The 23,827-nt window shown below is 64.9% G+C and carries 26 protein-coding genes, 1 other RNA gene and 1 riboswitch; of the genes, 18 read left to right on the top strand and 9 right to left on the bottom strand.

What is annotated here, in order from left to right; genetic code table 11:
* The first annotated feature begins 15 nt into the window (after positions 1 to 15).
* The 6 genes from AAHM38_RS07640 (at position 16) to AAHM38_RS07615 (ending at position 5,049) form a co-directional block, all read left to right on the top strand.
* Positions 16 to 564 carry a DUF934 domain-containing protein gene (locus AAHM38_RS07640; protein WP_116575451.1) on the top strand — a complete coding sequence of 183 codons (549 nt, stop codon included), beginning with the start codon at positions 16 to 18 and terminating at the stop codon, positions 562 to 564.
* Positions 561 to 1,376: a phosphoadenylyl-sulfate reductase gene (locus AAHM38_RS07635; protein WP_116575450.1), complete on the top strand. Its 816-nt coding sequence runs from the start codon at positions 561 to 563 to the stop codon at positions 1,374 to 1,376. Before AAHM38_RS07640 ends, AAHM38_RS07635 begins: the two co-directional genes overlap by 4 nt.
* Before the next feature lie 10 nt (positions 1,377 to 1,386).
* Positions 1,387 to 2,337: a sulfate adenylyltransferase subunit CysD gene (gene cysD / locus AAHM38_RS07630; RefSeq protein ID WP_004632053.1), complete on the top strand. Its 951-nt coding sequence runs from the start codon at positions 1,387 to 1,389 to the stop codon at positions 2,335 to 2,337.
* A 2-nt stretch (positions 2,338 to 2,339) separates the two neighbouring features.
* A complete protein-coding gene (locus tag AAHM38_RS07625; RefSeq protein ID WP_116575449.1) occupies positions 2,340 to 3,647 on the top strand; it encodes a sulfate adenylyltransferase subunit 1 in 1,308 nt (435 codons plus the stop codon).
* A gap of 56 nt (positions 3,648 to 3,703) precedes the next feature.
* The gene (cobA, locus tag AAHM38_RS07620; RefSeq protein WP_012762600.1) at positions 3,704 to 4,513 is read left to right on the top strand and encodes a uroporphyrinogen-III C-methyltransferase; all 810 of its coding nucleotides are present in this window, start codon (positions 3,704 to 3,706) and stop codon (positions 4,511 to 4,513) included.
* Positions 4,514 to 4,647: 134 nt separating this feature from the next.
* Positions 4,648 to 5,049: a 5-carboxymethyl-2-hydroxymuconate Delta-isomerase gene (locus AAHM38_RS07615; protein ID WP_012762599.1), complete on the top strand. Its 402-nt coding sequence runs from the start codon at positions 4,648 to 4,650 to the stop codon at positions 5,047 to 5,049.
* 10 nt (positions 5,050 to 5,059) lie between these two features.
* Here the strand turns inward: AAHM38_RS07615 and AAHM38_RS07610 are convergent, their stop codons facing one another.
* Genes AAHM38_RS07610 through lptF form a run of 3 tightly spaced genes read right to left on the bottom strand, consistent with a single transcriptional unit; the run spans position 5,060 to position 7,742 of the window.
* Positions 5,060 to 5,431: a sirohydrochlorin chelatase gene (locus AAHM38_RS07610; protein WP_012762598.1), complete on the bottom strand. Its 372-nt coding sequence runs from the start codon at positions 5,429 to 5,431 to the stop codon at positions 5,060 to 5,062.
* Positions 5,431 to 6,624, bottom strand: a complete 1,194-nt coding sequence (gene lptG / locus AAHM38_RS07605; protein WP_116575448.1) for an LPS export ABC transporter permease LptG — start codon at positions 6,622 to 6,624, stop codon at positions 5,431 to 5,433. Before lptG ends, AAHM38_RS07610 begins: the two co-directional genes overlap by 1 nt.
* Positions 6,624 to 7,742, bottom strand: coding sequence for an LPS export ABC transporter permease LptF (lptF, locus tag AAHM38_RS07600; protein WP_116575447.1), 1,119 nt, complete (start codon positions 7,740 to 7,742; stop codon positions 6,624 to 6,626). Before lptF ends, lptG begins: the two co-directional genes overlap by 1 nt.
* Before the next feature lie 114 nt (positions 7,743 to 7,856).
* Here lptF and AAHM38_RS07595 point away from each other — a divergent pair, with 114 nt between their 5' ends.
* Genes AAHM38_RS07595 through AAHM38_RS07585 form a run of 3 tightly spaced genes read left to right on the top strand, consistent with a single transcriptional unit; the run spans position 7,857 to position 10,238 of the window.
* Positions 7,857 to 9,365, top strand: coding sequence for a leucyl aminopeptidase (locus AAHM38_RS07595; RefSeq protein ID WP_116575446.1), 1,509 nt, complete (start codon positions 7,857 to 7,859; stop codon positions 9,363 to 9,365).
* A 22-nt stretch (positions 9,366 to 9,387) separates the two neighbouring features.
* Positions 9,388 to 9,816: a DNA polymerase III subunit chi gene (locus tag AAHM38_RS07590; protein ID WP_024972287.1), complete on the top strand. Its 429-nt coding sequence runs from the start codon at positions 9,388 to 9,390 to the stop codon at positions 9,814 to 9,816.
* Positions 9,813 to 10,238 carry a DUF2486 family protein gene (locus tag AAHM38_RS07585; RefSeq protein WP_012762593.1) on the top strand — a complete coding sequence of 142 codons (426 nt, stop codon included), beginning with the start codon at positions 9,813 to 9,815 and terminating at the stop codon, positions 10,236 to 10,238. The genes AAHM38_RS07590 and AAHM38_RS07585 overlap by 4 nt, the downstream gene beginning before the upstream one ends.
* Before the next feature lie 55 nt (positions 10,239 to 10,293).
* Here AAHM38_RS07585 and ilvD read toward each other — a convergent pair whose 3' ends face one another.
* The gene (ilvD, locus tag AAHM38_RS07580; RefSeq protein ID WP_116575445.1) at positions 10,294 to 11,967 is read right to left on the bottom strand and encodes a dihydroxy-acid dehydratase; all 1,674 of its coding nucleotides are present in this window, start codon (positions 11,965 to 11,967) and stop codon (positions 10,294 to 10,296) included.
* Between the two features lie 128 nt (positions 11,968 to 12,095).
* On the opposite strand from ilvD, the gene AAHM38_RS07575 reads away from it, so the two are divergent.
* Positions 12,096 to 13,040, top strand: a complete 945-nt coding sequence (locus tag AAHM38_RS07575) for a LysR substrate-binding domain-containing protein (RefSeq protein WP_116575444.1) — start codon at positions 12,096 to 12,098, stop codon at positions 13,038 to 13,040.
* A gap of 14 nt (positions 13,041 to 13,054) precedes the next feature.
* Entirely contained in the window at positions 13,055 to 13,957 is a 903-nt protein-coding gene (lgt, locus tag AAHM38_RS07570) for a prolipoprotein diacylglyceryl transferase (RefSeq protein WP_065859932.1), read from the top strand.
* Positions 13,958 to 14,023: 66 nt separating this feature from the next.
* Here the strand turns inward: lgt and AAHM38_RS07565 are convergent, their stop codons facing one another.
* The 5 genes from AAHM38_RS07565 to AAHM38_RS07550 all read right to left on the bottom strand — a co-directional run bounded on the left by AAHM38_RS07565 (position 14,024) and on the right by AAHM38_RS07550 (position 16,529).
* On the bottom strand, positions 14,024 to 14,725 hold the full coding sequence (locus tag AAHM38_RS07565; RefSeq protein ID WP_037028204.1) for an SIMPL domain-containing protein: 702 nt from the start codon (positions 14,723 to 14,725) through the stop codon (positions 14,024 to 14,026).
* 94 nt (positions 14,726 to 14,819) lie between these two features.
* Complete coding sequence (locus AAHM38_RS07560; RefSeq protein ID WP_037028206.1) at positions 14,820 to 15,290, bottom strand: EVE domain-containing protein; 471 nt, start codon at positions 15,288 to 15,290, stop codon at positions 14,820 to 14,822.
* 163 nt (positions 15,291 to 15,453) lie between these two features.
* Positions 15,454 to 15,673, bottom strand: a non-coding RNA gene (gene ssrS, locus AAHM38_RS25675) — 6S RNA.
* Positions 15,674 to 15,888: 215 nt separating this feature from the next.
* The gene (locus tag AAHM38_RS07555; RefSeq protein WP_012762587.1) at positions 15,889 to 16,206 is read right to left on the bottom strand and encodes a cell division protein ZapA; all 318 of its coding nucleotides are present in this window, start codon (positions 16,204 to 16,206) and stop codon (positions 15,889 to 15,891) included.
* A 2-nt stretch (positions 16,207 to 16,208) separates the two neighbouring features.
* Positions 16,209 to 16,529: a hypothetical protein gene (locus tag AAHM38_RS07550; RefSeq protein WP_037028208.1), complete on the bottom strand. Its 321-nt coding sequence runs from the start codon at positions 16,527 to 16,529 to the stop codon at positions 16,209 to 16,211.
* 167 nt (positions 16,530 to 16,696) lie between these two features.
* Positions 16,697 to 16,947, top strand: a riboswitch (cobalamin riboswitch).
* A 125-nt stretch (positions 16,948 to 17,072) separates the two neighbouring features.
* Here AAHM38_RS07550 and AAHM38_RS07545 point away from each other — a divergent pair.
* Genes AAHM38_RS07545 through cobC form a run of 7 tightly spaced genes read left to right on the top strand, consistent with a single transcriptional unit; the run spans position 17,073 to position 23,818 of the window.
* On the top strand, positions 17,073 to 18,962 hold the full coding sequence (locus AAHM38_RS07545) for a TonB-dependent receptor domain-containing protein (RefSeq protein ID WP_165835779.1): 1,890 nt from the start codon (positions 17,073 to 17,075) through the stop codon (positions 18,960 to 18,962).
* The gene (locus AAHM38_RS07540; protein ID WP_116575443.1) at positions 18,959 to 19,978 is read left to right on the top strand and encodes a FecCD family ABC transporter permease; all 1,020 of its coding nucleotides are present in this window, start codon (positions 18,959 to 18,961) and stop codon (positions 19,976 to 19,978) included. Before AAHM38_RS07545 ends, AAHM38_RS07540 begins: the two co-directional genes overlap by 4 nt.
* Positions 19,975 to 20,814, top strand: a complete 840-nt coding sequence (locus tag AAHM38_RS07535; RefSeq protein ID WP_116575442.1) for an ABC transporter ATP-binding protein — start codon at positions 19,975 to 19,977, stop codon at positions 20,812 to 20,814. The genes AAHM38_RS07540 and AAHM38_RS07535 overlap by 4 nt, the downstream gene beginning before the upstream one ends.
* Complete coding sequence (gene cobO, locus AAHM38_RS07530; protein ID WP_065859976.1) at positions 20,804 to 21,424, top strand: cob(I)yrinic acid a,c-diamide adenosyltransferase; 621 nt, start codon at positions 20,804 to 20,806, stop codon at positions 21,422 to 21,424. Before AAHM38_RS07535 ends, cobO begins: the two co-directional genes overlap by 11 nt.
* Positions 21,424 to 22,488, top strand: coding sequence for a nicotinate-nucleotide--dimethylbenzimidazole phosphoribosyltransferase (gene cobT, locus AAHM38_RS07525; protein WP_116575441.1), 1,065 nt, complete (start codon positions 21,424 to 21,426; stop codon positions 22,486 to 22,488). The genes cobO and cobT overlap by 1 nt, the downstream gene beginning before the upstream one ends.
* Positions 22,485 to 23,255, top strand: a complete 771-nt coding sequence (locus AAHM38_RS07520; protein WP_116575440.1) for an adenosylcobinamide-GDP ribazoletransferase — start codon at positions 22,485 to 22,487, stop codon at positions 23,253 to 23,255. The genes cobT and AAHM38_RS07520 overlap by 4 nt, the downstream gene beginning before the upstream one ends.
* Positions 23,240 to 23,818, top strand: coding sequence for an alpha-ribazole phosphatase (cobC, locus tag AAHM38_RS07515; protein ID WP_116575439.1), 579 nt, complete (start codon positions 23,240 to 23,242; stop codon positions 23,816 to 23,818). Before AAHM38_RS07520 ends, cobC begins: the two co-directional genes overlap by 16 nt.
* Positions 23,819 to 23,827 lie beyond the last annotated feature (9 nt).

Raw genomic sequence — 23,827 nt, 5'->3', positions numbered from 1 at the left:
CCGAGGGAAACGAACATGAGCAAGATCATCAAGCTGCAAAACGGTGCCCCGCAAATTGTGGCTGACGAATGGACCGTGCTGCGCGCCCCGGAAGGCGGCGAACTGACGCAAGCCGAAGTGGATGCCGCCGCGCACGCCATCGTGCCGCTGGCCTATTGGCAAGCCCACCGTGACGCACTGCTCGGCCGCGCTCGCGCCGGTACGCTGGCCGTCTGGCTCGCTCCGGACGACGAGCCATTCGCGCTGGAGGCAGACCTGCCCAGCTTTTCGCTGGTGGCGGTGGATTTCCCGGTCTTCCGTGATGGCCGTGGCTACAGCACGGCGTTCCTGTTGCGCCAGCGCCTGGGCTTCATCCGTGAACTGCGCGCTATCGGCGATGTGCTGCGCGACCAGCTCGACTTCATGCGCCGTTGCGGTTTCGACGCGTACGCCGTGCGTGCAGACAAGAACATCGACGATGCACTGAACGGCTTCGGCGAGATCAGCGTGCGCTACCAAGGCGCCGTCGACGAGCCGCGTCCGTTGTTCCGGCGTGAGCGTGCTACCGAGGCGAGCGCAGTATGAGCGAGTTCCAAGAGGCTGCCCTGTCCGAAGTGCCGGTGTCCGCAATCGGTCGCCCGGTGCTCTGGACGCGTCCGGCCTACACCGGCACGGCCGAAGCCCTGGCGGCGAAGGAAGCCGCGCTGTTCGAGCGCCTGGCTGAGATCGCTGCCAAGCACGGCGTGGCGAAGTTCGCCACCAGCCTCGCTGCAGAAGACATGGTCGTGACCGATGCGATTCTGCGCAGCCCGGAGGCCGTGCGCGCGCACCTGCCGATCTTCACGTTGCAGACGGGCCGTCTGCACGCCGAAACGCTGGAGATGCTCGATCGTGTTCGCACGCATTACGGTTACGCCATCGAGCAGTACGCGCCGGACGCTCGCGCGGTGGAAGCCTATGTGCGCGACCACGGCCTCAACGCGTTTTACGACAGCATCGAACTGCGCAAGGCGTGCTGCAACATCCGCAAGGTGGTGCCGCTGAATCGCGCGTTGAAAGACGCGGACGCGTGGCTCACGGGCCAGCGCCGCGAACAGGCGGTCACGCGTGCCGACCTGCCGTTTGCCGAAGACGACGAGGCCCGCGGCATCGCCAAGTACAACCCGCTGTTCGACTGGTCCGAGCCTGAAGTCTGGGCTTACCTCGAGCAGCACAACGTGCCCACCAACGCGCTGCACGACAAGGGCTATCCCAGCATTGGCTGCGAGCCTTGTACGCGTGCGGTGCGCGCTGGTGAGGATGTGCGCGCTGGCCGCTGGTGGTGGGAATCGCGCGACAGCAAGGAATGCGGTCTGCATGTGACAAATTCGGCGACGAATCTGTCGCAAAAGAGCTAAGGAACGGAACATGGGAGTCATGAGCGAAATCCCCGGCACGGCATTGACGCCTGTGCAGAACGAGCACCTCGACTGGCTGGAAGCCGAGTCGATTTACATCATCCGCGAGGTGGTGGCCGAGTGCCGCAACCCGGCGCTGCTGTTCTCGGGCGGCAAGGATTCGATCGTCATGCTGCATCTGGCGCTCAAGGCCTTCCGCCTGGGCGAGCGCAAGATCGAGCTGCCGTTCCCGCTGGTGCACATCGACACGGGTCACAACTACCCCGAAGTGATCACTTTCCGCGACGAGCAGGTCGCCAAGCTTGGTGCTCGCCTGGTGGTGGGCCATGTGGAGGATTCCATCAAGCGCGGCACCGTGCGCCTGCGTAAAGAGACCGATTCGCGCAACGCCGCACAGGCCGTCACGCTGCTGGAGACGATCGAATCGCATGGCTTCGACGCCCTGATGGGCGGTGCCCGCCGCGACGAAGAAAAGGCCCGTGCGAAGGAACGCATCTTCTCGTTCCGCGACGAATTCGGCCAGTGGGATCCGAAGGCCCAGCGCCCGGAACTCTGGAGCCTGTACAACGCACGCATGGCGCAGGGCGAGCAGATGCGCGTGTTCCCGATCTCCAACTGGACGGAACTCGACGTGTGGCAGTACATCGCCCGCGAGAACTTAGCCCTGCCGCCGATCTACTACGCGCACGAGCGTGAAGTGGTGCGCAAGAACGGCCTGCTGGTGCCCGTCACGCCGATCACGCCCAAGGCGGATGGGGACGTGAGCGAGGTCCTGTCGGTGCGCTTCCGCACCGTGGGCGACATCAGCTGCACGTGCCCGGTGGCGAGCACGGCCGCAACGCCGGCCGAGATCATCGCCGAAACGGCCGTGACTGAAATCACCGAACGCGGCGCCACGCGCATGGACGACCAGACGAGCGAAGCCTCGATGGAAAAGCGCAAGAAGGAAGGGTATTTCTGATCATGACAAATCAAGCATCGCACCAGGGCCTGCTGCGCTTCATCACTGCCGGTTCCGTTGACGACGGCAAGAGCACGCTGATCGGCCGCCTGCTGTATGACAGCAAGGCTGTGCTGACCGACCAGCTGCAAGCGCTGGCCAACGCGAAAAACAAGCGTACCGCCGGCGAGCAGATCGACTTCTCGCTGCTGACTGATGGCCTGGAAGCCGAGCGCGAGCAGGGCATCACGATCGACGTGGCGTACCGCTATTTCTCGACCGCGCGCCGCAAGTTCATCATTGCCGACACGCCGGGCCACGAGCAGTACACGCGCAACATGGTGACGGGCGCCTCGACCGCGCATGCCGCCATCATCCTGATCGACGCCACGCGAGTGGCGACCGTCGACGGCAAGACCGAGCTGCTGGCCCAGACCAAGCGCCATTCGGCCATCGTCAAGCTGCTGGAGCTGCAACACGTGATCGTGGCCATCAACAAGATGGACCTGGTCGACTACAGCGAAGCGCGCTTCAACGAAATCCGCACCGCTTACGATGCGCTGGCTACGCAACTGGGCCTGCACGACGTGCGCTACGTACCGGTGTCGGCGCTGCGCGGCGACAACATCGTGCATGCCTCCGAAGCCATGCCGTGGTATCAGGGCGAGCCGCTGCTGGCTTTGCTCGAAGACCTGAAGGTGGAAGAGACCGCCCCGACCGGCGACGATGCGCTGCGCTTCCCGGTGCAGCTCGTGGCACGTCAGGATGGCTCGCAGGCCGATGACTTCCGCGGCTACATGGGCCGTGTGGAAGCCGGCACGGTGCGCGTCGGCCAGTCCGTACGCGTGCTGCCCGCCAACCGTGAGACCACCGTGGCCGAAGTGCTGACGCCCAATGGCGCAGCCGATTCCGCCGGCCCTGGCGAGACCATCACCGTGCGTCTGGCCGACGATGTGGACATTTCGCGCGGCGACACCATCGTCGCGGCCCCGACGACTGCCGCCAACGCCGCCAAGAAGCTCCACGCCGACCTGTGCTGGTTCGACGAACACGAGCTGAACCCGGCCCGCAAGTACGTGCTCAAGCACACCACGGCCACCGTGTTCGCACGCGTGTCGGATGTGGAGCGCGTGCTGGACGTGCATACGCTATCGCATGAAACCGGCCGCAAGCAGATCGCGCTCAACGATATCGGTACGGTCAACATCAGCCTGCAGAAGCCGATCGTCTGCGACGCATATGGCGACAACCCGGCCACCGGCGCATTCATCCTGGTGGACGAAGCCACGCACCATACGGTGGCGGCTGGCATGATCCGTGCATTTTCCTAATGTGGATGGCGCGTGCTAAGTTGCGCGCCGCAGGAAAAAGCAAAGGAATCCAGGCAATGGAAGCGAAGACCCCCAAAACACTTGGCCACGTGAGCCTGATTGGTGCGGGCCCCGGCGCCGCGGACCTCATCACGGTGCGCGGTGCACGGTTGTTGGGCGAAGCCGAGGTCGTGCTGCATGACGCACTGGTCTCGCCGGAGGTCTTCCAGTACTGCCCGCAGGCCGTGTTGATTGCGGTCGGCAAGCGCTGCGGCAAGCGTTCGACCGCGCAGCGCTTCATCAATCGCCAACTCGTCGATCTGGCCACCAAATATCAGCGCGTCGTGCGCCTGAAGGGGGGCGATCCGATGCTGTTCGGCCGTGCCGACGAGGAACTGCAGGCGCTCGAGCAAGCCGGCATCGACTACGAAATCGTTCCGGGCATCACGGCCGCGCTGGCAGCCGCCTCCGCCATTCGCCAGCCATTGACCAAGCGCGGCGTTGCCCGCAGCGTCGCGTTTGTTACGCAAGCCAAGGCGACCGACCCGGATACGCCGCAACCCGAAGGCGCCGTGCCGGAACCCGTAGCGCAGGCCGATTCGCTCGTCTACTACATGGGCCGTGATCAGGCAGCCTCCATCGCAGCAGACCTGATCGCCCGTGGCCGCGCGCCGTCCACCCCCGCCTGGGTGGTCGAGGCTGCCACCACGCCCGAGCAGCGCTCGGCGTGCTTCACGCTGCAGCAGATGGCCGATGGTGCCGCCGCGCAGTGGATCAACGCCGAGCATCCGAGCCTGTTGATGATCGGCGACGCGTTGGCCGTGCGGGCGTCGGCGGCCGCATCCGAACCCGCGCTTGACGCGCATCCCCATAGCTTGGCCGCCTGAGCTGCGCTCGGCGCGCCAGCGCTTTCTCTCACTCCCCCTTCTTCACGCAGTCAAAACCGGCCCGGGTACAGCGACAACGCTGCCGGGCATGAGATGCTTTGACCTATTTCATTCTCCGGGGGGAGATCAGTGCCATGCCGCACGTCATCATCGAATACACCGCCAATGTCGAAGCCGATGCGCGCATTCCCGAGCTGATGCGCGTGCTCAACGATGTGCTGATCGGCTATGCGGATGTGTTTCCCATTGGTGGCATCCGCACGCGCGCGCTGCGCCTCGACCAGTACCGCATGGCCGATGGCGCGGAAGACGACGCCTTCATCCACGTGACGTTCCGCATCAAGGCGGGGCGCCGTAAAGCCGTGACGGGGCCGATCTGTGCAGCAATGTTCGCCGCCATGCGCACGCATCTGGACGACGTGTTTGCGCGCCGTTATCTTGGATTAACACTGGAGCTGGTGGAGTTCGACGCGCATGGCTTTCACGTCGAGAACAACGTGCATGCGCGCTTCGCGCGCGCGGCAGAACCGCAGTAGGGCGTCTGGTTTAGCCCAGTTGCCGGACGCAGTAACCCGCGATGGCGTCGAGTACGGCGTCGTCTTCGCCAACGGCGTCGGCGCAGCGGATGGAGAGGGCGGGATGCGCCTGCGTGCATTGCGCGACCAGCGCAGGCAGATCGCGCCGCAGGTGGCCGCCCTGGCCGAAGAACACGGGCACGATGGTGATGCTCTGCGTGCCGTTTGCGGCCAGGTCAGCGATGGTGCCCGGCAGATCGGGCGCCATCAGTTCGAGAAAGGCGAGGCGCGTGTCAATGTCGGGCTGCTGCGCAGCCAAACGCTCGCGCAGGCGGTCGAACGGTTCACGCCAGCGCGCGTCGCGCGCGCCGTGCGCAAACAGGACAAGTGCGCGGGCCGCCATCAGTGACGCTCCACCCAGCGCAGGCTGATCAGGGCCAGTGCCAGATACAGCGCGCCCGGCACGATGGCCGTGAAGATGGCCGGCCAGGTGTTCAGCAGACCGACGTGCGAGAAGAGGTTGTTCACCAGTTGGAACGACAACCCGAGCATGATGCCGCCGAACACCTTCAGGCCGACCGCGCCCGCACGTGCATGCAGATACGCAAAGGGCAAGGCCAGCGCCATCATCACCAGCACGGTGAACGGATAGACCACCTTCTTCCACAGCGCGATCTCGTAGCGCTGCGTGTCCTGCTTGTTGTCGCGCAGGTGGCGGATGTACTGGAAGAGGTCCAGCGTGGCCATGCGGTCCGGTGTGACCATCAGCACCGACAGGATCTGCGGCGTGAGTTCGGAGCGCATCTCCTGGTGCGGCAGCTTGGTCTGCTCGCCGCGGAAGTCGGGCGCCAGCGCATCGGGTGCGCCGGGCACGGCCTGCACGGTGTCTTGCGGGGCGACCGTGCCGGGCTTGCGCGGGAATTCAACGAAGCGCGTCTCAGTCACGTCGTTCAGTTGCCAGTTCTGGTGGCCTTGGTAGCGCGCCTGTTCGGCAACGCGAATCGAACTCAGGCGGTAATCCGAATCGAATTCATAGATGCGCAGGCCTTTGATGGACTGGTCCGGCTGCAGTGCCCCCACGTTGACGAAGCGCGTGACTTCGCCGCCCGTGCCGTCCGGCTTGGCGGGGCCGCGATCCTTCACCCACACGCCCGAGCGGAAGCCGGCCGACACCGTCGCGCCCAATGCTTCCAGCCGCACCTTCTGCGCGCACTCTTCCGCCTTCGGCCCGATGAATTCACCGAAGATGTACGTGACCAGTGCCAGCGGCAGCGCAATCTTGAACAACGACAGCAGCGCACGGCGCGTATCGAGCCCCGCCACGCGAAAGATAGTGAACTCCGATTGGCTCGCCATTTGCGAGAACACATAGATGGCGCTGATGAGCGCTGCGACCGGAATCACTTCGTACACGCGCGTCGGCGCCTGCAGCATCACGTGGAAGAACGCGACCAGCGTGGTGTAGCGTCCGACTACCGAGCCCAGCTCGCCCAGCATGTCGAAGAAGATGAACAGGGCCAGCACCGCAAACAGGATGAAGACGAACACGCCGTAGATCTGACGCGCGAAGTACTTCTCATAGACCGGCATCTTCATCACGCACCCGCCTTCTTGGGTGCGAAGCCCAGCAGGGCAGAAATGCCCTTCAGGCCGGCCGCGCTGTAGTGGCGGAAGCGGAACAGCAGCACCGCGCAGATGAAGGCGGCCAGGTGGATCGGCCACCAGGCCATGAACACGTTCATCTTGCCCTGCGAAACCCACGCTTGCGACAGGTTCAGCAGGTTCGAATACGTCAGGTAGATCAGCACCGCGAAGATCATCGGGGTGTAGCGCCCCAGACGCGGGTTGACGTAGGCCAGCGGAATGGCGATCAGCACGAAGTTCAGCGCCAGCAGCGGCAGGCCGATCCGCCAGACCAGTTCACCGAGGTTCTCGGGCGTCGGATTGGCGAGCAAGTCCTTGGTGGAGCGGCTCTTGGTCGGCAGCTTGGCGTCTGCCTGCGGTGGCTTGTTGGCGACCTTCACGCCGTATTTGTCGAATTCGACGATGCGGTAGTCGAGCTTGCCGGGTGTGCCTTCATAGCGGCGGCCCTTGTCGAGCACGATAAACCGGTCGCCATTGGGCATGGTCTTGAATTCGCCGGTCTTGGCCATCGCGACGCCGATCTTGTCCTGCTCGGCATTGGCGACGAACACGTTGCGGGCGTGCTTCATGCCGTTATCGACGCCCTCGATGAAGAGCACGTAGTTACCGTGCGCCGGCTCGATGAAGCGGCCGGCGGAGATCATCGACAGCACATCGCGTTGCTCGAAGCGGTCTCGGAACAGCGCGCTCTGCTGGTTGGCCCACGGCCAGCCGAACAGCGCCAGCAGCGCTACCAGCAAGATGAACGGTAGCGAGAAGCGCAGCACCGGGCGGATGAAATCCGTCAGGCTGATGCCCGAGGTGAACCACACCACCATCTCCGAATCCTTGTACCAGCGCGTCAGCACCAGCAACACCGAGATGAACAGCGTGGCGCACAGCAGAATCGCCAGGTAGCCCAGCGTTGCCAGGCCGATGAGGAGCAGGACGTCGTTCGGGTTCGCTTCGCCGTTGGCGGCCATGCCGAGAATGCGGATCACCAGGGTGGTCAGCATGAACGTCAGCAGCACGAGAAAGACGGCGCCGGCGGTAAAGGACAGCTCGCGTCGCAGGGCTTGTTCGAAAATCATGCGGATGCGGGATGGGAGGGCGAGGTCATGACCAGTGTGCGTTCCACCGGAGCCCCTGCGCAAAATCGCGGATAATATGGGCTTTCGTTGACTCGCCTCATAGAGAGAAGCGCGATGGAATTTAGCACAAAAGCCCTGGACTGGGCCAAAGCCGGCGCCCTGGCCGCCAAGAGCGATTGCCTCGTGATCGGTCTGTTCGAGTCGCAGACCTTGGCTGGCGCCGCAAAGGCGCTGGACGTGGCCACCAAGGGCCTGGTCGCCCGCCTCGTCAAGCTGGGCGACTTCGAAGGCAAGCGCGGCACGTCGCTGCTGCTGCACGAAGTGGCCGGCGTGGGCGCTGCCCGCGTGCTGCTGGTCGGCCTGGGCAAGGAAGCCGACTTTACCGACCGCGCTTACGCTGAAGCCGTGCGCACCGCACTGCGCGCGCTGGCCAGCACCAAGGCCGCCAGCGTGACATGGACGCTCACCGAGCACACCGCGCGCGACAAGGACACCGCCTGGGCCGTGTTGACCGCCGTCACGCTCATCCGCGAAGCCAGCTACCGCTTTATCGAGCGCCATCCGGAACTCAAGAGCAAGCGGGACAAGAGCAGCAACGGCCTGCGCAAGCTGGTGCTGTCGGTGCCGGCTGCCGACGCCAAGGCCGCGAGCGTGGCCGCCACCCGCGGCACTGCCATCGCCAACGGCATGGATCTGACGCGTGACTTGGGCAACCTGCCGTCCAACATCTGCACGCCGACGTACCTGGCCAACACCGCACGCCAGATCGCCAAGGATTTCAAGCTCAAGGTTGAAGTGCTCGGCCGCAAGCAGATCGAAGCCCTGAAGATGGGCGCCTTCCTGGCCGTGACCAAGGGCAGCGTCGAGCCGCCGGCGTTTGTCGTGCTGCGCTACGAGGGTGGCCCGGCCAAGCAGGCCCCGGTGGTGCTGGTCGGGAAGGGCATCACATTCGACACGGGCGGCATCTCGCTCAAGCCGGGCGAAGGCATGGACGAGATGAAGTACGACATGTGCGGCGCCGCCTCCGTGCTGGGCACGCTGCGCGCCGTGGCGGAGATGGGCCTCAAGCAGAACGTCATCGCCGTGGTGCCGACCTGCGAGAACATGCCCAGCGGCGTTGCCACCAAGCCGGGCGATGTGGTGACCAGCATGTCGGGCCAGACCATCGAGATCCTGAATACCGACGCCGAAGGCCGCCTGATCCTGTGCGATGCGCTCACCTACGTGGAGCGTTTCAAGCCGGCCGTGGTGATCGACGTGGCCACGCTCACGGGCGCCTGCATCATTGCGCTGGGCCACATCAACACCGGCATGTATGCCCGCAGCGATGCGCTGGCCGATGCACTGGTGGCGGCGGGCAAGCAGTCGCTCGACACCGCGTGGCGCATGCCGCTGGACGAGGAATACCAGGAACAGCTCAAATCCAACTTTGCGGACATGGGCAACATCGGCGGTCGCCCGGCCGGCAGCGTGACGGCCGCCTGCTTCCTGGCGCGCTTTACTGAAAAGTACGACTGGGCCCACCTCGACATCGCCGGTACGGCCTGGAAGAGCGGCGCGGCCAAGGGCGCCACGGGCCGCCCGGTGCCGCTGCTGACGCGTTTCCTGATGGACCGCGGTTGACGAGCCGGAGGCACTGCACCGTATGACCCGCGTCGATTTCCACAGCAATGTGCCCGGCAAGCTGGCGTACGCATGCCGGCTCGTGCGCAAGGCCTACGGCGCGGGCCAGAAAGTGATCGTGGTCGGAGATCCGGCTGCGCTGGAGGCGTTCGACACGCAGTTGTGGACATTCAGCCAGCTCGATTTCCTGCCGCACTGCGGCCTGCGGCATCCCCTGGCTGCGCAGACGCCCATCCTGCTGGCTGATGCAACCGAGCCTCTGGACGACGCCCCGCATCACGACATCCTGGTCAACCTGTCGCCTGAGCCGCCGGCGCTGTTCGCGCGCTTCAGCCGGTTGATCGAAATCGTGGGCGATGACGATGCCGATCGCGCCGCTGCGCGCGATCGCTTCCGTTTCTACCGCGATCGCGGTTATCCGATCCAACACCACGACGTGGGGCGCGCATGACCGACGGACGCTATCCAGGGTCCCCGGCGGACAACAACATCCCGGTTCTGACGGAGATCGTCGAACTGGAGGACGCTGCACCCGCTGTAGCGCCTGCCGCGCCGCCGCGCACGCCTGCTGAAGCCTCCAACGCAGACATTCCGCCCGCCCTGCGCGAGCAAGGCCTTGCACCCACCTCGGCCATGCCGCCCGCAGGCACCGACGCCGCCCGCGTGATGGGCGACGTGATGTGGCGTTTCCAATCCGAATGGCCAGCGCTCATCGAAGCGCAATGCCGCGCCGCCATGGAATCGCGCCTCTCGTTGCTGAGTGAACAGCTCGCAGCGGAATTGACGCGCACACTGGAGGCCCGCCTCATGGATTGGCTGGGCGCCGCGCTGGACGATGCGCTCGCCGCGCAGCAGAAGCCGCCGCAGCGCTGATCGCGCAAAGAAAAACCCGCCGTGTGGCGGGTTTTTTGTGGGTGTCGCCAGCGAGTCAATCCGTTACCGCGCCCTTGCTGGCCGTTGCCGCCAGTTTTGCAAACTTCGCCAGCACGCCACGCGTATAGCGCGGCGCCGGTTGCTTCCACGCGGCGCGGCGGCGGGCAAGCTCGTCGTCCGGTACGTTCAACTGCAGCAGCCGCTGGTGCGCGTCGATGGTGATCGAATCCCCTTCGTGCACCAATCCAATCGTGCCTCCCACGTAGGCTTCCGGTGCGACGTGGCCGACCACCATGCCCCACGTACCGCCCGAGAAGCGTCCGTCGGTAATGAAGCCGACTGACTCGCCCAGGCCCTTGCCGATGATGGCCGAGGTCGGGGCCAGCATCTCCGGCATGCCGGGGCCGCCCTTCGGCCCCAGATAGCGCAGCACCAGAATATCGCCAGCCTTGATCTGGTCGCCCAGGATTGCGCTCATCGCACTTTGCTCGTCCTCGAACACGCGCGCCGGGCCGGTGATGACCGGGTTCTTCAGGCCGGTGATCTTCGCCACGGCGCCTTCCTCGGCCAGGTTGCCTTTCAGGATGGCGAGGTGGCCTTCCTGGTAGAGCGCCTTGTCGATCGGCAGGATCACGTTCTGATCGGCGCGCGGTTGGTCAGGGACGTGCGCGAGTTCTTCAGCCAGCGTCTTGCCGGTGATGGTGATGCAATCCCCATGCAGCAGGCCGGCATTGAGTAGCAGCTTCATCACCTGCGGGATGCCGCCGGCCTCGTGCAGGTCGGTGGCCACATACTGGCCCGACGGCTTGAGGTTGCAGATGACGGGCACGCGTTGGCGGACCCGCTCGAAGTCATCGATGATCCATTCCACTTCTGCCGCGTGGGCGATGGCCAGGTAGTGCAGCACGGCGTTGGTGGAGCCGCCGGTGGCCATGATCACGGCCACGGCGTTCTCGATGGACTTGCGTGTGATGATGTCGCGCGGCTTCAGGTCGCGGCGCACGGCATCAACCAGCACGCGCGCGGATTCGGCGGCGCTGTCGACCTTCTCCTGATCGGGATTGGCCATCGTCGATGAATACAGCAACGACATGCCCAGCGCTTCAAACGAGGAACTCATCGTGTTGGCCGTGTACATGCCACCGCACGAACCGCTCGAGGGACAGGCGTTTTTCTCGATGCCCTCGAAGTCTTCTTCGCTCATGCGGCCGGCGGTGAATTCGCCCACGGCCTCGAACGACGAGACGATGGTCAAATCCTTGCCCTTCCAGTGCCCCGGCTTGATGGTGCCGCCGTACACATAGATGCCCGGCACATTGGTGCGCGCCAGGGCGATCATGCCGCCCGGCATGTTCTTGTCGCAGCCGCCGATGACGACGACACCATCCATCCATTGGCCGTTGACGCAGGTCTCGATGCAGTCGGCAATCACTTCGCGCGAGATCAGCGAGAACTTCATGCCTTCCGTGCCCATCGACATGCCATCGGAAATGGTGGGCGTGCCGAAGATCTGCGGATTCGCGCGGGCGTCCTTTATTGCAGCCACGGCGGCATCGGCCAGCTTCTGCAGCCCCGAATTGCACGGTGTGATGGTCGAATGGCCGTTGGCCACGCCGATCATCGGATTGTTGAAGTCGTCTTTTGTGTAGCCCAGCGCGTAGTACATCGAGCGGTTGGGCGAGCGCGCCACGCCCTGAGTGATGTGCTGGGAACGCTTGTTGTCTGGCATGGGGGTCTCCGTGGGGTCGGCTCTATTGTTGTAGTCAACGGCTTGGCGCCCAGCATGCGCTTGAGGAAATAGGGCGTCAAATATATTATTCATAGCTTATTGGGTCGTAAATAGTATTAATCTCCGATATGGACCTGCGCCAACTTCGCTATTTCGTAACCGTTGCCGAGGAATTGCATTTCGGGCGCGCCGCCGAGCGGCTTTCGATGACGCAGCCGCCGCTGTCGCAGCAGATTCGCGCGCTCGAAGACGAATTGGGCGTCACGCTGTTCCATCGCACGCAGCGCTCCGTGGCGCTGACGGCTGTCGGTGCGCGCTGGCTGGTTGAGGTGCGGCGTGTGCTGGCGGAGGCGAATGCACTGCCCGGGCTCGCGCAGCGGCTGGCGCGCGGCGAGGTCGGCTCGCTGTCGCTGTCCTTCGTCAGCACCGCCGATTACGGCATCCTGCCCGCCTTGCTGCGGCACTTTCGCGACGCGCGGCCCGATGTGCAGCTTCTGCTGCGCGAGGCCACCAGCGATGTGCAAATCGAAGCGCTCCTGGCCGGCGATGTGGATGCCGGCGTCGTGATTGCGCATCACGCCGGCTCCGTGCCGGGCGAGCTGGAATACCGCCCGCTGGCGCGCGAGCGTCTCGTGCTGGCGGTGCCCGCGTCGCGCGCGGCGCAATGGGGCGTGGCGCCGGGCCAGCCGATTGCGCTGGCAGATGCAGCGGCCGAACCGCTGATCATCTTCCCGCGCCGGTCCGCGCCTGCGCTGTATGACATCATTACCGGCTATCATGCCGCGCACGGCGGTCGGCCCGGGGAACCGGGGGCTGCCACGCGCATCGGCCAGGAAGCCATCCAGATGCAGACCATCGTCAGCTTGGTCTCCGCCGAGATGGGCGTCGCGCTGGTGCCGGCATCGCTATGCAATCTGCAGCGTACCGGCGTGGTCTATCTCGAACTTGCCGCGCCAAGCCCGATCATCGAGACCGGACTGGTGTGGCGGCGCGATGCGGCTTCGCCGGTGCTGCCGTGGTTCGTGGCCAGCGCCGAAGCCGTCACCAAGCTGCAAGAACACAACCAAACCTGATACCCACAGGATTCATGCTCATCCATCCGCAATTCGATCCCGTCGCCCTGCATCTGGGGCCGCTCGCCATCCGCTGGTACGGCCTGATGTATCTGGCGGCGTTCATCATGTTCCTGTGGTTCGGCCGACTGCGCACGCGCCAGCCGCACATCGCCGCCGAAGGCTGGACCGGCCGGGACCTTGACGACATGCTGTTCTACGGCGTGCTCGGCGTGATTCTCGGCGGGCGCCTTGGCTACGTGCTGTTCTACAAGCCGGATTGGTATTTCGCCCACCCGCTCGACATCTTCAAGGTGTGGGAAGGCGGCATGGCCTTCCACGGCGGCTTCCTCGGTGTGGTCGTGGCGATGATGCTGTATGCGCGCATGCGCGGCCGCTCGTGGATGCAGGTGACCGATTTCATCGCGCCGATGGTGCCGTGTGGCCTCGCAGCGGGGCGCCTTGGCAACTTCATCAACGGCGAGCTGTGGGGCCGTGTGTCGTCGCCCAACCTGCCGTGGGCGATGATGTTCCCGCAAGCACAGGGCGAAGACCGTGAGTGGCTGCTTTCGCATGCGCAAGAGGCCGTCACCAGCGGCCTGCAGGCCGTTTTTGACCAGTACCACATGCTGCCGCGCCACCCCTCGCAGATCTACCAGTTCCTCGGCGAGGGTGTGCTGTTCTTCATCCTGCTGTGGCTGTATGCGCGCAAGCCGCGGCCGATGGGTGCGGTGTCGGGCGCATTCCTCCTTGGCTACGGCGTGTTCCGCTTCGCCGCAGAATTTGCGCGTGAGCCGGACAACTTTCTCGGCCTGCTCGCGGCGAACCTGTCGATGGGCCAGTGGCTGTCGCTGCCAATGATCCTGATCGGCATCGCCATGCTGGTCTGGTCGTATCGACGTGCAGGCAACGGTGCAAAAAACCAGGCGCACGCCTGACGCAGCAACCGAGCAAAGAAAAAGCCACCGAACGTCGGTGGCTTTTCTCATGGAGCGGATCGCTGCTTATTTCAGCATCTGCACGGCGCCGGAAACCGTCACCGTGACCTGCGCCTTGCCGCCCTCGATGGGCACCGGCGCCGAATCGTACGATGCCGGAGCGGCTGCCATGCGCATCATCGGGCGCGGGCCCGGGTTGTTGCTGCCCTCGCTCACATGAACGTCGCGGATCGTGTAGCTCGTATAGCCGAACAGTTTGGTGGTCGTGAGTGCCTTGTCGCGGAACGAATTCACAGCCTGATCGATGAGCTTGGCTTCGGCCGCCGTGCGCGCCTCGCGCGAGAGCGTGAAGTTCACGTTCTGCACCTGCATCTGATTGGCCAGCTGGCCTGCCAGCTTGGACGCCGCCGCGAAGTCCTTCGACGTGATGCGCACTTCGGCACGACCGCGCCAAACGCTGATCTTGCCGTTGCGATCGGTGTTCGGATAGATATTGAAGCCGCCCGTTTCGGCTTGCACGCCTGACGTACGCTTTGCCTGGTTGATGACCTCGTCGGCCTTGCGCGATAGCGTCGTCGAGATCGCGCCCGGGTCTGCCCCTTCCTGCTCGGCGCTCAGCGTGAGCGTGACGGTATCGGTCGGCACTTCAGCCACGGCTTGAGCATCCAGCGAAAGCACGCCCGAATGATTCGTCTCAGGAGCGGCCTGTGCGAAAGCAGTCGTCATCATTGCAGTCCCCAAAATGGTTGCGGCCAGGACAGATTTCATTGTGTTCTCCCAAAAAAGCAATGTGATGCGTCTGACTGGCTGCTGCGCGCATCGTTCATCACGTTTGTAACAATTTCCCGCCGCGAACCGGCATTCACTCAGGATCGCGCATCAATTTCGTTGTGATGTAACGCCACTGCGCCGCGGTGACCGGCGTGATCGACAGTCGGTTGCCGCGTTGCAACACCGTCATGTCGGCGAGTTGTTCGTGGGCACGCAACGTCGGCAGATCGATCAGCGCGCACTTGCGCACGAACTTCACGTCGACGAGCATCCAGCGCGGCGCTTCCGGCTTCGATGCTGGATCGTGGTAATGACTTTTGGCGTCGAATTGGGTGGGGTCTGGATAGCTGGTCGAGCAGACTTCCGCCAGGCCAGCGATGCCCGGCTGCGGGCAGGACGAGTGGTAGAACAGCACACCGTCGCCAATGCGCATGCGGTCGCGCATGAAGTTGCGCGCCTGATAATTGCGTACGCCGGTCCAGGGCAGGGTGCCCTTGTCGTGCAGCGTGTCGATGCTGGCCTCATCGGGCTCGGACTTCATCAACCAGTATTGGGTGGCCATCGTGCGGGTTTCGCGCGCGAGGTGCGCAGAAGCGGAAAAGTGACGGTGTGCGCAGCATAGCAACACGGCTGCCCCCTCGCCATTGGTGGCAGGGCGACGGCGAGCGCATTCACGATAGGCAAAGAAAAAGGCGGCAGCGCACATGTGCACTACCGCCTTTTGTCGGGTCCCCACCTTGGCCGCTAGACCCGCATCCTGAACCCAAGTGAGGTTCAGAGTGGCAGCGGAAGCCGCATTTCGGGTACATCACCGGCGCAGGGAGCCCACGACTTGCGTCGCACGCTATGCACTGGAAGACGCGCTCGCCCACACGGCATATCCCGCACCAAGCAATGCTTATCGGTTCAAGGAATTAATGGCCATGGCGAACCAGGCAGGGAAACTGTCAGACGCATCATCACGCTGTGTTTCGAGCGCATGGCGATGCGTCTGAGAGATTCATCGCAGGCAACCGTTTTTCTCGACTCTGTAGCCGCTAAAGCCTTATGCTGCAAGGGTTTGCGGGAGATGCCGGAAGCCGTTGGGTGACACTATACACCCGTTCGCATCCGAACCCAAGCCCGGATGCGATCCGGTTACAAACACGTTTTGACCTTCGCTAAATGACCTCGCCGTACTGGCGCAGCGCCTCGTCCGTGCGGGCGTTCAGATCGGCCAGCTTGGCGCGAATCGTATCGATCGGCAGGGCGGAATCGGATGCGGCCTGGCGTTGCATCGACAGCAAGTCCGATGCAATGCTGATGGCGGCCATGACGGCGACGCGCTCGATGCCCTTGGTGCTCGAGCCGTTCTTGATGCGCGTCATCTGGTTGTCGACCATGGCCGCGGCCTCACGCAGCGCGGCCTCGTTATCGGCCGAGACCGCAAACTTGTAGGCCTGCCCGGCGATGTTCACTTCAATTTGCTTGCTGCTCATGCTTAGGTCTCCGAGTGCGGGGCGGGGGCGGCCGCTGTATCGTCGGCGCCGGCGGCCTGGCCGAGGAGGTCAAGCTGGCGGGCGTCGGTGGCCGTGGGCAGCTTGTCGAGAATCGATTGGATGCGCAGTTGCGCTTCTTCGATCTTGGCATTGAGCACGCTGCGATCGGCGACCATCGCGTCGCGCTCGGTCTTGGAGGCCTCGGCTTCCGCTTGAAGCCGCTCGACTTCGGCGCGCAGGCGCTGGTTCTCGGCGGCGAGCGCATCGGCGTGACGCAGCACGCGCGCGATCTTGCCGGCAAGTTGTTCGAGTTCGTTCAGCATTGGGTGTCAATCAGAATCGAGTGGGGGGATTTTAGCCGATCATGCGCGTCGCGCCTGTCCTCCATACGGATGCGCAATAGGTGGCGGCATGAGGCGACGCCGCGGGCACAGCATGCGGAGGGTGTGTTTTTACCGCGACTGCGACGGGTTTGGTGTGCCTTTTCCGTTAAACTTCGCCGCGTCCTGGTGCCCGCAGCACCATCTGCAGTTAAACGGGAAGCAGGGAGCGCGCGCCCCAAGCGATGCGCCAACCTGCGCTGCCCCCGCAACGGTAAGCGAACGCCGCGTGTACCCGCCATCTCGCCAACAAGAAGATGGGTGCCGCGCGGTCTGTCCAGATGCCACTGTTCCTTCGGGAATGGGAAGGCGGACAGGCCGCTTCGCCAGCCCGGATACCGGCCAGGACGGTGGATCTCCGAGCCGATGTGCAACCCTGGAGGGAATCACATCGAGATCCTGCTGCCAGCGACCCGCGGGGGAACGGGTCCGGCTGACGCTTCTTGTCTTTTCAACATGAGCTTGACTACAAAGCGGCCACTCCGGATGCCCCGGACGGCCATGCGCGCGCTTGCGGGCGCACTCACGGGGGTCATGGCGGGTGCAGTTGCGCCGGCCGGGGCACAAAGCAACACACAGGTCGCCAGCACGCCCGTCGGCGAGCTGAATCCGACGGTGGTGACGGCCTCGCGCAGCGAGCAGCCTCTGTCGGATGCGCTGCCGCACACGACGGTCATCAGCCGCGCTGACATCGAGCGCTCGCAGGCACTGGATGCGGTGACGCTGCTGCGCCGCGAGGCCGGCATCGAAATCGCGCAGAACGGCGGCCCTGGCACCAACGCCAGCCTGTTCATGCGCGGCGCCGGCTCCAATCAGACGCTGGTTCTGATTGACGGTGTCCGCGTGGCGTCCGGCACCTCGGGTGGTGCGCAGATCGCGCAATTGATGTCCGATCAGATCGATCACATCGAGGTGGTGCGTGGCAACGTGTCTGCGCTGTACGGCTCCGACGCGATTGGCGGCGTGGTGCAGATCTTCACGCGCAACGGTCGCGGCCATGGCCCGCTCGCCAATGCCGAGATCGAATACGGCGCCCGCAATACCAAGCGTGCGCAGGCTGGCATCAGCGGGTCGGTGGGCGAGAACGGTGATACGTCGTTTGCGGTGTCGGTGTCCGAATTCAAGACCAACGGGTTTTCGACCATCAACCCGCTGCAGGCGCCCAAGGCCAACCCGAACGACAATCCTTACACGAACAAGAGCGTGTCGGCGCAGTTGTCGCATCGTTTCTCCGCAGATTGGCAAGCGGGCCTGACGTACTTCCAGACCTGGGGCGACGTCAGCTACGACAACGCTTTCGGCAAGCCCACCGACAACAATGTTGCACACAACGTGGTGCGCTCGATGTCTGCCTATGTGGACGGCAAGGTCACGCAGGACTGGAAGACGCGCGTAACGCTGTCGCAAGGCGACGACCGCAGCTTGAATTTCACGAATGGCGTGTTGCAGGTGCCGGCGCGCTTCAATACCCGCAACCAAACAGCGAGCTGGCAGAACGACTGGGCTTTCATGCCGAATCAGCTGCTCAAGGTGGGACTGGAGCATCTGCAGACCAGCATCGACAGCGATGCCTACAACGTGCCCACGCGCAATGTCGATTCCGGCTACATCGGTTACGAAGGCAAGTTCGGCCCTCACCAGCTGCAGTTGAACCTGCGTCGGGACCGCTACTCGGACTTTGGTGGCGCGAACAGCTACTACGCCGGTTACGGCTTCGCATTCAATCCGCAATGGAAGGCGGTGGCGAGCGTGAGCAATGCTTTCCGCGCGCCCAGCTTCAACGAGCTGTACTACCCGTTCTTCGGCAACCCGAATGTACAGCCTGAGAAGGCGCGCTCAGTGGAAGGCGGCGTCGAATACAGCAGCGCGATGGGCCTGGTGCGCGTGACAGCGTTCGAGACCGACTACAGCAACCTGATCACCAGCGTGTTCGATCCGGTGGCGGGCACCTTCACGGCGGCCAACGTCAACCGCGCGCGCGTGAACGGGCTGGAGACCTCCTACCGCGGTTCGATCTATGGCGTGGATCTGCGTGCCAGCTTTACCATGCAGAACCCGCAGGACTTGTCGGCCAACCAGTTGCTGTCGCGCCGTGCGCGGCACTTCGGCAGCGTCTCGGCATACAAGACGGTCGGGCCGTTCTCGGCGGGTGTGGAGTGGAATGCGGCGGGAGATCGTCAGGATTCGACCAAGACGCTCGGCGGCTATGGCCTGCTGAACCTGGTCGGCCGCTACCAGATCACGCCTGACTGGGCAGTGTCGGCACGGGTCGAGAACGTGACGAACAAGAACTACCAGTTGATCTACCCGTACAACACGGCGTCGCGTGGGGTGTTCTTCACGCTGTCGTGGCAACAGCACGAACCGAAGCGATGACAATACCTGCACTGCCCGCACGCGGTTTTGCCTGGCGACTGTGGTCGCTGTTGGCGCTTGCGTGCGCGGTGGTGCTGGTGGCGTCGTTGATGCTCGGCAGTGTCAGACTGTCGCCTGCTGAAGTGTGGCGGGCCCTCTTTTTTGGCAATAGCGGTGGCAATAGCCTGGCCGCAGGCATCGTCACCGAGTTGCGCCTGCCGCGTGCGGGCGCTGCGTTTGCCGCCGGCGGGCTGCTGGCTTTTGCCGGAGCGCTGATGCAGATGCTGCTGCGCAATCCGCTGGCCGATCCGTATGTGCTGGGCGTGTCCGGAGGCGGCGCGGTGGCGGCGCTCACAGCAATGTTGTTTTCGCTGCCGTGGTGGGCGGTGCAGACGAGTGCCGGCGCGGGCGCCTTGCTGTCGATGGCGCTGGTGGCGGCGTTGGCGCGTCAGCACCTCTGGCGTGGTGAGCCCGGCGAGGCCAACGCGCGCCTGCTGCTTGGCGGCGTGGTGATGGCCTCCGGCTGGGTCGGCCTGATCACGCTCATCCTGACGGTTGCGCCGGAGAATAAGCTGCGCGGCATGATTTTCTGGATGGTCGGCGACCTGAGTGGCGCCGATCGTTATGTTGGTCCGTTGATGGCGCTTGTGGCCGCCGTGGCTGTAGTGCTGCCGCATGCGCGTGACCTGAACGTGCTGCTGACCGGCGAAACCCGTGCCCGTGCGCTGGGCGTGCCCGTGGCGCGTGTGCGTGCGCTGATCTACGTGGTGGCCTCGCTTTGCACGGCGGTGGCGGTCACCATTGCGGGTTCCGTCGCCTTTGTTGGCTTGCTGGTGCCGCACATGGTGCGCCTGGCGTGGACGCGCGACGTGCGCATCCACTTGCCGGCTACGGCGATGGCCGGCGGCGGGCTGCTGATGCTGGCCGACCTGATCGCCCGCACGCTGATCGCCCCGACGCAGCTGCCTGTGGGCGTGATCACCACGCTGCTGGGCGTGCCGACGTTTCTTTATCTACTGATGCGGAGCGCGCGATGAGCTGGCGGCGCTGCCCAAGTCCTGCCCCGGATGCATTCGCGCAATTGGACGCGGCGCCCGAACTGGTGCTGCACGATCTGCGAGTGGCGGTCGATGGGCGTGTGCTGGTTGAGCGCTTATCGATGACCGCCACCGCCGGCCAGCTCTGGTGCGTGGTCGGCCCGAATGGCGCTGGCAAGTCGACCTGGCTTTCGGTACTGGCGGGCTTGCGTTCGCCGGACGGCGGCAGCGTCGCGCTTGACGGTGTGCCGCTTGCCGATTGGCCACCGCTGGCGATGGCCCGCCGTCGCGCGTTTCTGCCGCAGACCTTGCACGACACCTTTCCCATCACCGTGTACGACGCGGTGATGACCGGCCGCCACCCGCATCTCGCGCGCTGGGAATGGGAGGGAGATGCCGATGCGCGCGCTGTGGATGCAGCGGTGTCAGCGCTGCAGCTGCAGTCGCTGGTACAACGCGATGTGCGCACGCTTTCTGGCGGTGAGCGTCAGCGCGTGGCGATGGCTGCCGTGGTGGCGCAGGAGGCGCGCGTGCTGCTGCTCGACGAGCCCGTCGCTCACCTCGATTTGCATCAGCAGGTTGCCGTGCTCCGCCTGCTGCGCGAAGGCTGCCGCAAACAGGGCTGGCTGGTCGTGCTGACCGTGCACGACTTGAACCTCGCGCGCCGCTTCGCGACGCATGCGCTGCTGATGGACGGCGCCGGTCACACGACCGCCGGGATCGCAGCCGAGGTGCTGACCCCCGAGCATTGCGCACGTGTGCTGCGCACGCCTATTGCCGAGGTGGCCAACGGCCGCCATACGGCCTTGATTCCTGATGACTCCGATGACGACTGAAGAGAACAATGACGCGCTGAACGAGCGCCACCGCTCGCGCATGCAGCGCAAGAAGGCCGTAGTGGATGCCAAGATCGCCGCCGCCACCGACGTGCGCGGCGTGCTGCTCGTCAACACCGGGAACGGCAAGGGCAAATCCAGCTCCGGGTTTGGCATGGTGATCCGCGCCATGGGCCACGACATGCAGGTCGGCGTGGTGCAGTTCATCAAGGGCGCGATCCCAACGGGCGAAGAGCGCTTCCTGCGCCGTTTTCCCGAACAATGCAGCTTCCACGTGATGGGCGAGGGCTACACCTGGGAGACGCAGGACCGCACGCGCGACACTGAAAAGGCGCAAGCTGCATGGGCCTGCGCACGCGAGCTGCTGAGCGATCCGACCATCGGCCTGGTGCTGCTGGATGAACTGAACATTGCGCTCAAGTACAACTACCTTGACGTGCGGACTGTGCTGGCCGATTTGCGCGCGCGGCCGCCGGCCCAGCATGTGGTGATCACCGGACGCGGTGCGCCGCCCGAGTTGATTGAGGCAGCCGACACCGTGACTGACATGACGCTCGTCAAGCATGCGTTTTCCCAAGGCATCCAGGCGCAGCCGGGAGTCGAACTGTGATGAATCAAGCCGTGCACATTCCACCATTTGACGATGCGTTGCGCGCGCGCCTGCAGGCCGCCGTGGACAGCAAGACCAAGCCGCTCGGCGCACTGGGCCGGCTCGAATCGCTGGCGGTGCAGATCGGCCTCATCCAGAACACCGACACGCCGCAGCTCACGCGTCCCGCAATGGTGGTCTTTGCCGCAGACCACGGCATCGCCCACGCCGGCGTGAGCGCGTACCCCCAAGCGGTGACTGCGCAGATGGTGCTCAACTTCATCGCAGGCGGCGCGGCCGTCAACGTGTTCTGCCGTCAGCATGGGTTTGCGCTGGAGGTGGTGAATGCCGGCGTTGCCGCGCCGTTGTGGACGGCCGATACGCCGGGTCTGGTCGATGCACCCGTTGCCCCCGGAACGCGGAACTTTGCCGCTGAGGGTGTTCAGCAAACGGCCATGACCGCCGACGAGCGCGATCGCGCCATGGCACTCGGTGCGCAGCGCGTGGCACACCACGCGGCGCTCGGGACCAACGTGATCGCGCTGGGTGAAATGGGTATCGCCAACACGGCGTCTGCCGCGTGCCTGATGGCGCGGTTGTGCGACCTTCCCGTCGCGCAATGCGTTGGCCGCGGCACGGGGCTAGACGATGACGGCCTCGCCCACAAGCGGGCCGTGCTGGAAGCCGCAATGGCCAGGCATGCTGATGTACGTGAGCCGCTGGACGTGCTTGCCTGCTTCGGCGGCTTCGAGGTTGCCGCGATGGTGGGGGCGGTGCTTGAAGCGGCGCAGCGGCGCATGGTCATCCTCGTCGACGGGTTTATCGCCACGGCCGCCGTGCTGGTGGCGGCCCGTGTGGCGCCCGACGTGCTGCGCTATTGCGTGTTCGGTCATGTCTCGGACGAACGCGGGCATCGCGCGTTGCTGGAGGTGCTCGATGCGCGGCCATTGCTGTCGCTGTCGTTGCGGCTGGGCGAGGGCAGCGGTGCGGTGCTGGCGTATCCCGTGGTCGTGTCGGCAGTGGCGTTCCTGCGCGAGATGGCGACCTTCGCCAGCGCAGGCGTGAGCGAGCGCGCATCGCCATGAATGCCTGGCGCGAACATTGGCACACGCTGTGGACGGCGGTCGGGTATTTCACCCGCATCCCCGTGCCGGCGTCGGTCGGGTTCTCGCAAGCGGGGTTGAATCGCGCGGCGCGCTACTTTCCGCTGATCGGGTGGCTGGTGGGCGCCGTGGCAGCCGTGGTGTACTGGCTCGTGTCACACACGGTGACCGCGCCAGGTGTGGCGGTGGCCGTGTCGATGGTGGCGACGCTGTTGCTGACCGGCGCGTTTCACGAAGACGGTCTGGCCGATTGCGCCGACGGCTTTGGCGGCGGCTACACGCCTGAAGACCGGTTGCGCATCATGCACGACTCGCGCATCGGCGCGTTTGGGGCGATTGCCGTGTGCATGGCGCTGCTGCTGAAGTGGCAATTGCTGAGCGCGATGGCGCCGCACGGCATTGGCATCCTCGCGGCAATGGTGGCGGCGCACGCTGCCAGCCGCGCCGCCGCCGTCAGCTACCTGCTCACGCATGACTACGTGCGGGCGGAAGGCAAGGCCAAGCCGGTGGCGCAACGGATGCGATGGAGCGACGCGTTATGGGCTGGCGCGTTCGGTGTCGTGCCTCTACTGTGGTTCGGGCCGATGTGCGCGGCGCTCATCGTGCTCGGCTTGATCGTCGCGCGCTGGCTGCTGGGCCGCTATTTCGTGCGCCGCGTCGGCGGCATCACCGGCGATTGTCTGGGCATGGCGCAGCAGATGTTCGAGCTGCTGATTCTGTGGGGAGTGCTGGCATGGATGTCATCCTGATCCGCCACGCGCGGCCCGCCATGACGGCAGGTCTCTGCTATGGCCGCACCGATCTGGAGCTGGCCTCGCCGATGGACCCGGAGCCGGCGGCCATCGTCGAAAAGCTTGCCGCGCACACGCCGCATCGTCTGCTGGCAAGCCCATTGCGACGCAGCCGCCTCACCGCCGAAGCGATGGCGCGGGCGGCGCGGCTTCCCACGGTCGAACTGGATGCGCAATTGATGGAACTCGACTTTGGCGCCTGGGAAGGTTGCCAGTGGGATGACATCCCCCGTGCGGAAATCGACCAGTGGGCGCGCGATCTCGTGCGCGGCAATCCGCATGGCGGGGAGTCGGCGGCAGAATTGTTGGCGCGCGTCACGAGGTGGGCCGAGGCAACGACTGCGATGCCGGGCTCGTGCGTGTGGGCCGTCACGCATGCCGGCTGTATGCGAGCGCTCGCGGCGCACTGGTTGCAACGGCCCCTGGCCGAGACGCTGCAATGGCCGTTGCATTGGGGCGCAGCCTGCGGCTTTCGCGTGCTGCCCGACACGTTGCCGGTGCTGCTGTTCTGGAACCGTTGACCCGCGCGT

The organism is Ralstonia sp. OTU4908 (assembly GCF_038440115.1).
In the GTDB taxonomy this organism is placed as follows: Bacteria; Pseudomonadota; Gammaproteobacteria; order Burkholderiales; family Burkholderiaceae; genus Ralstonia; species Ralstonia pickettii.
This window is presented reverse-complemented; position numbering and strand designations above follow the sequence as displayed.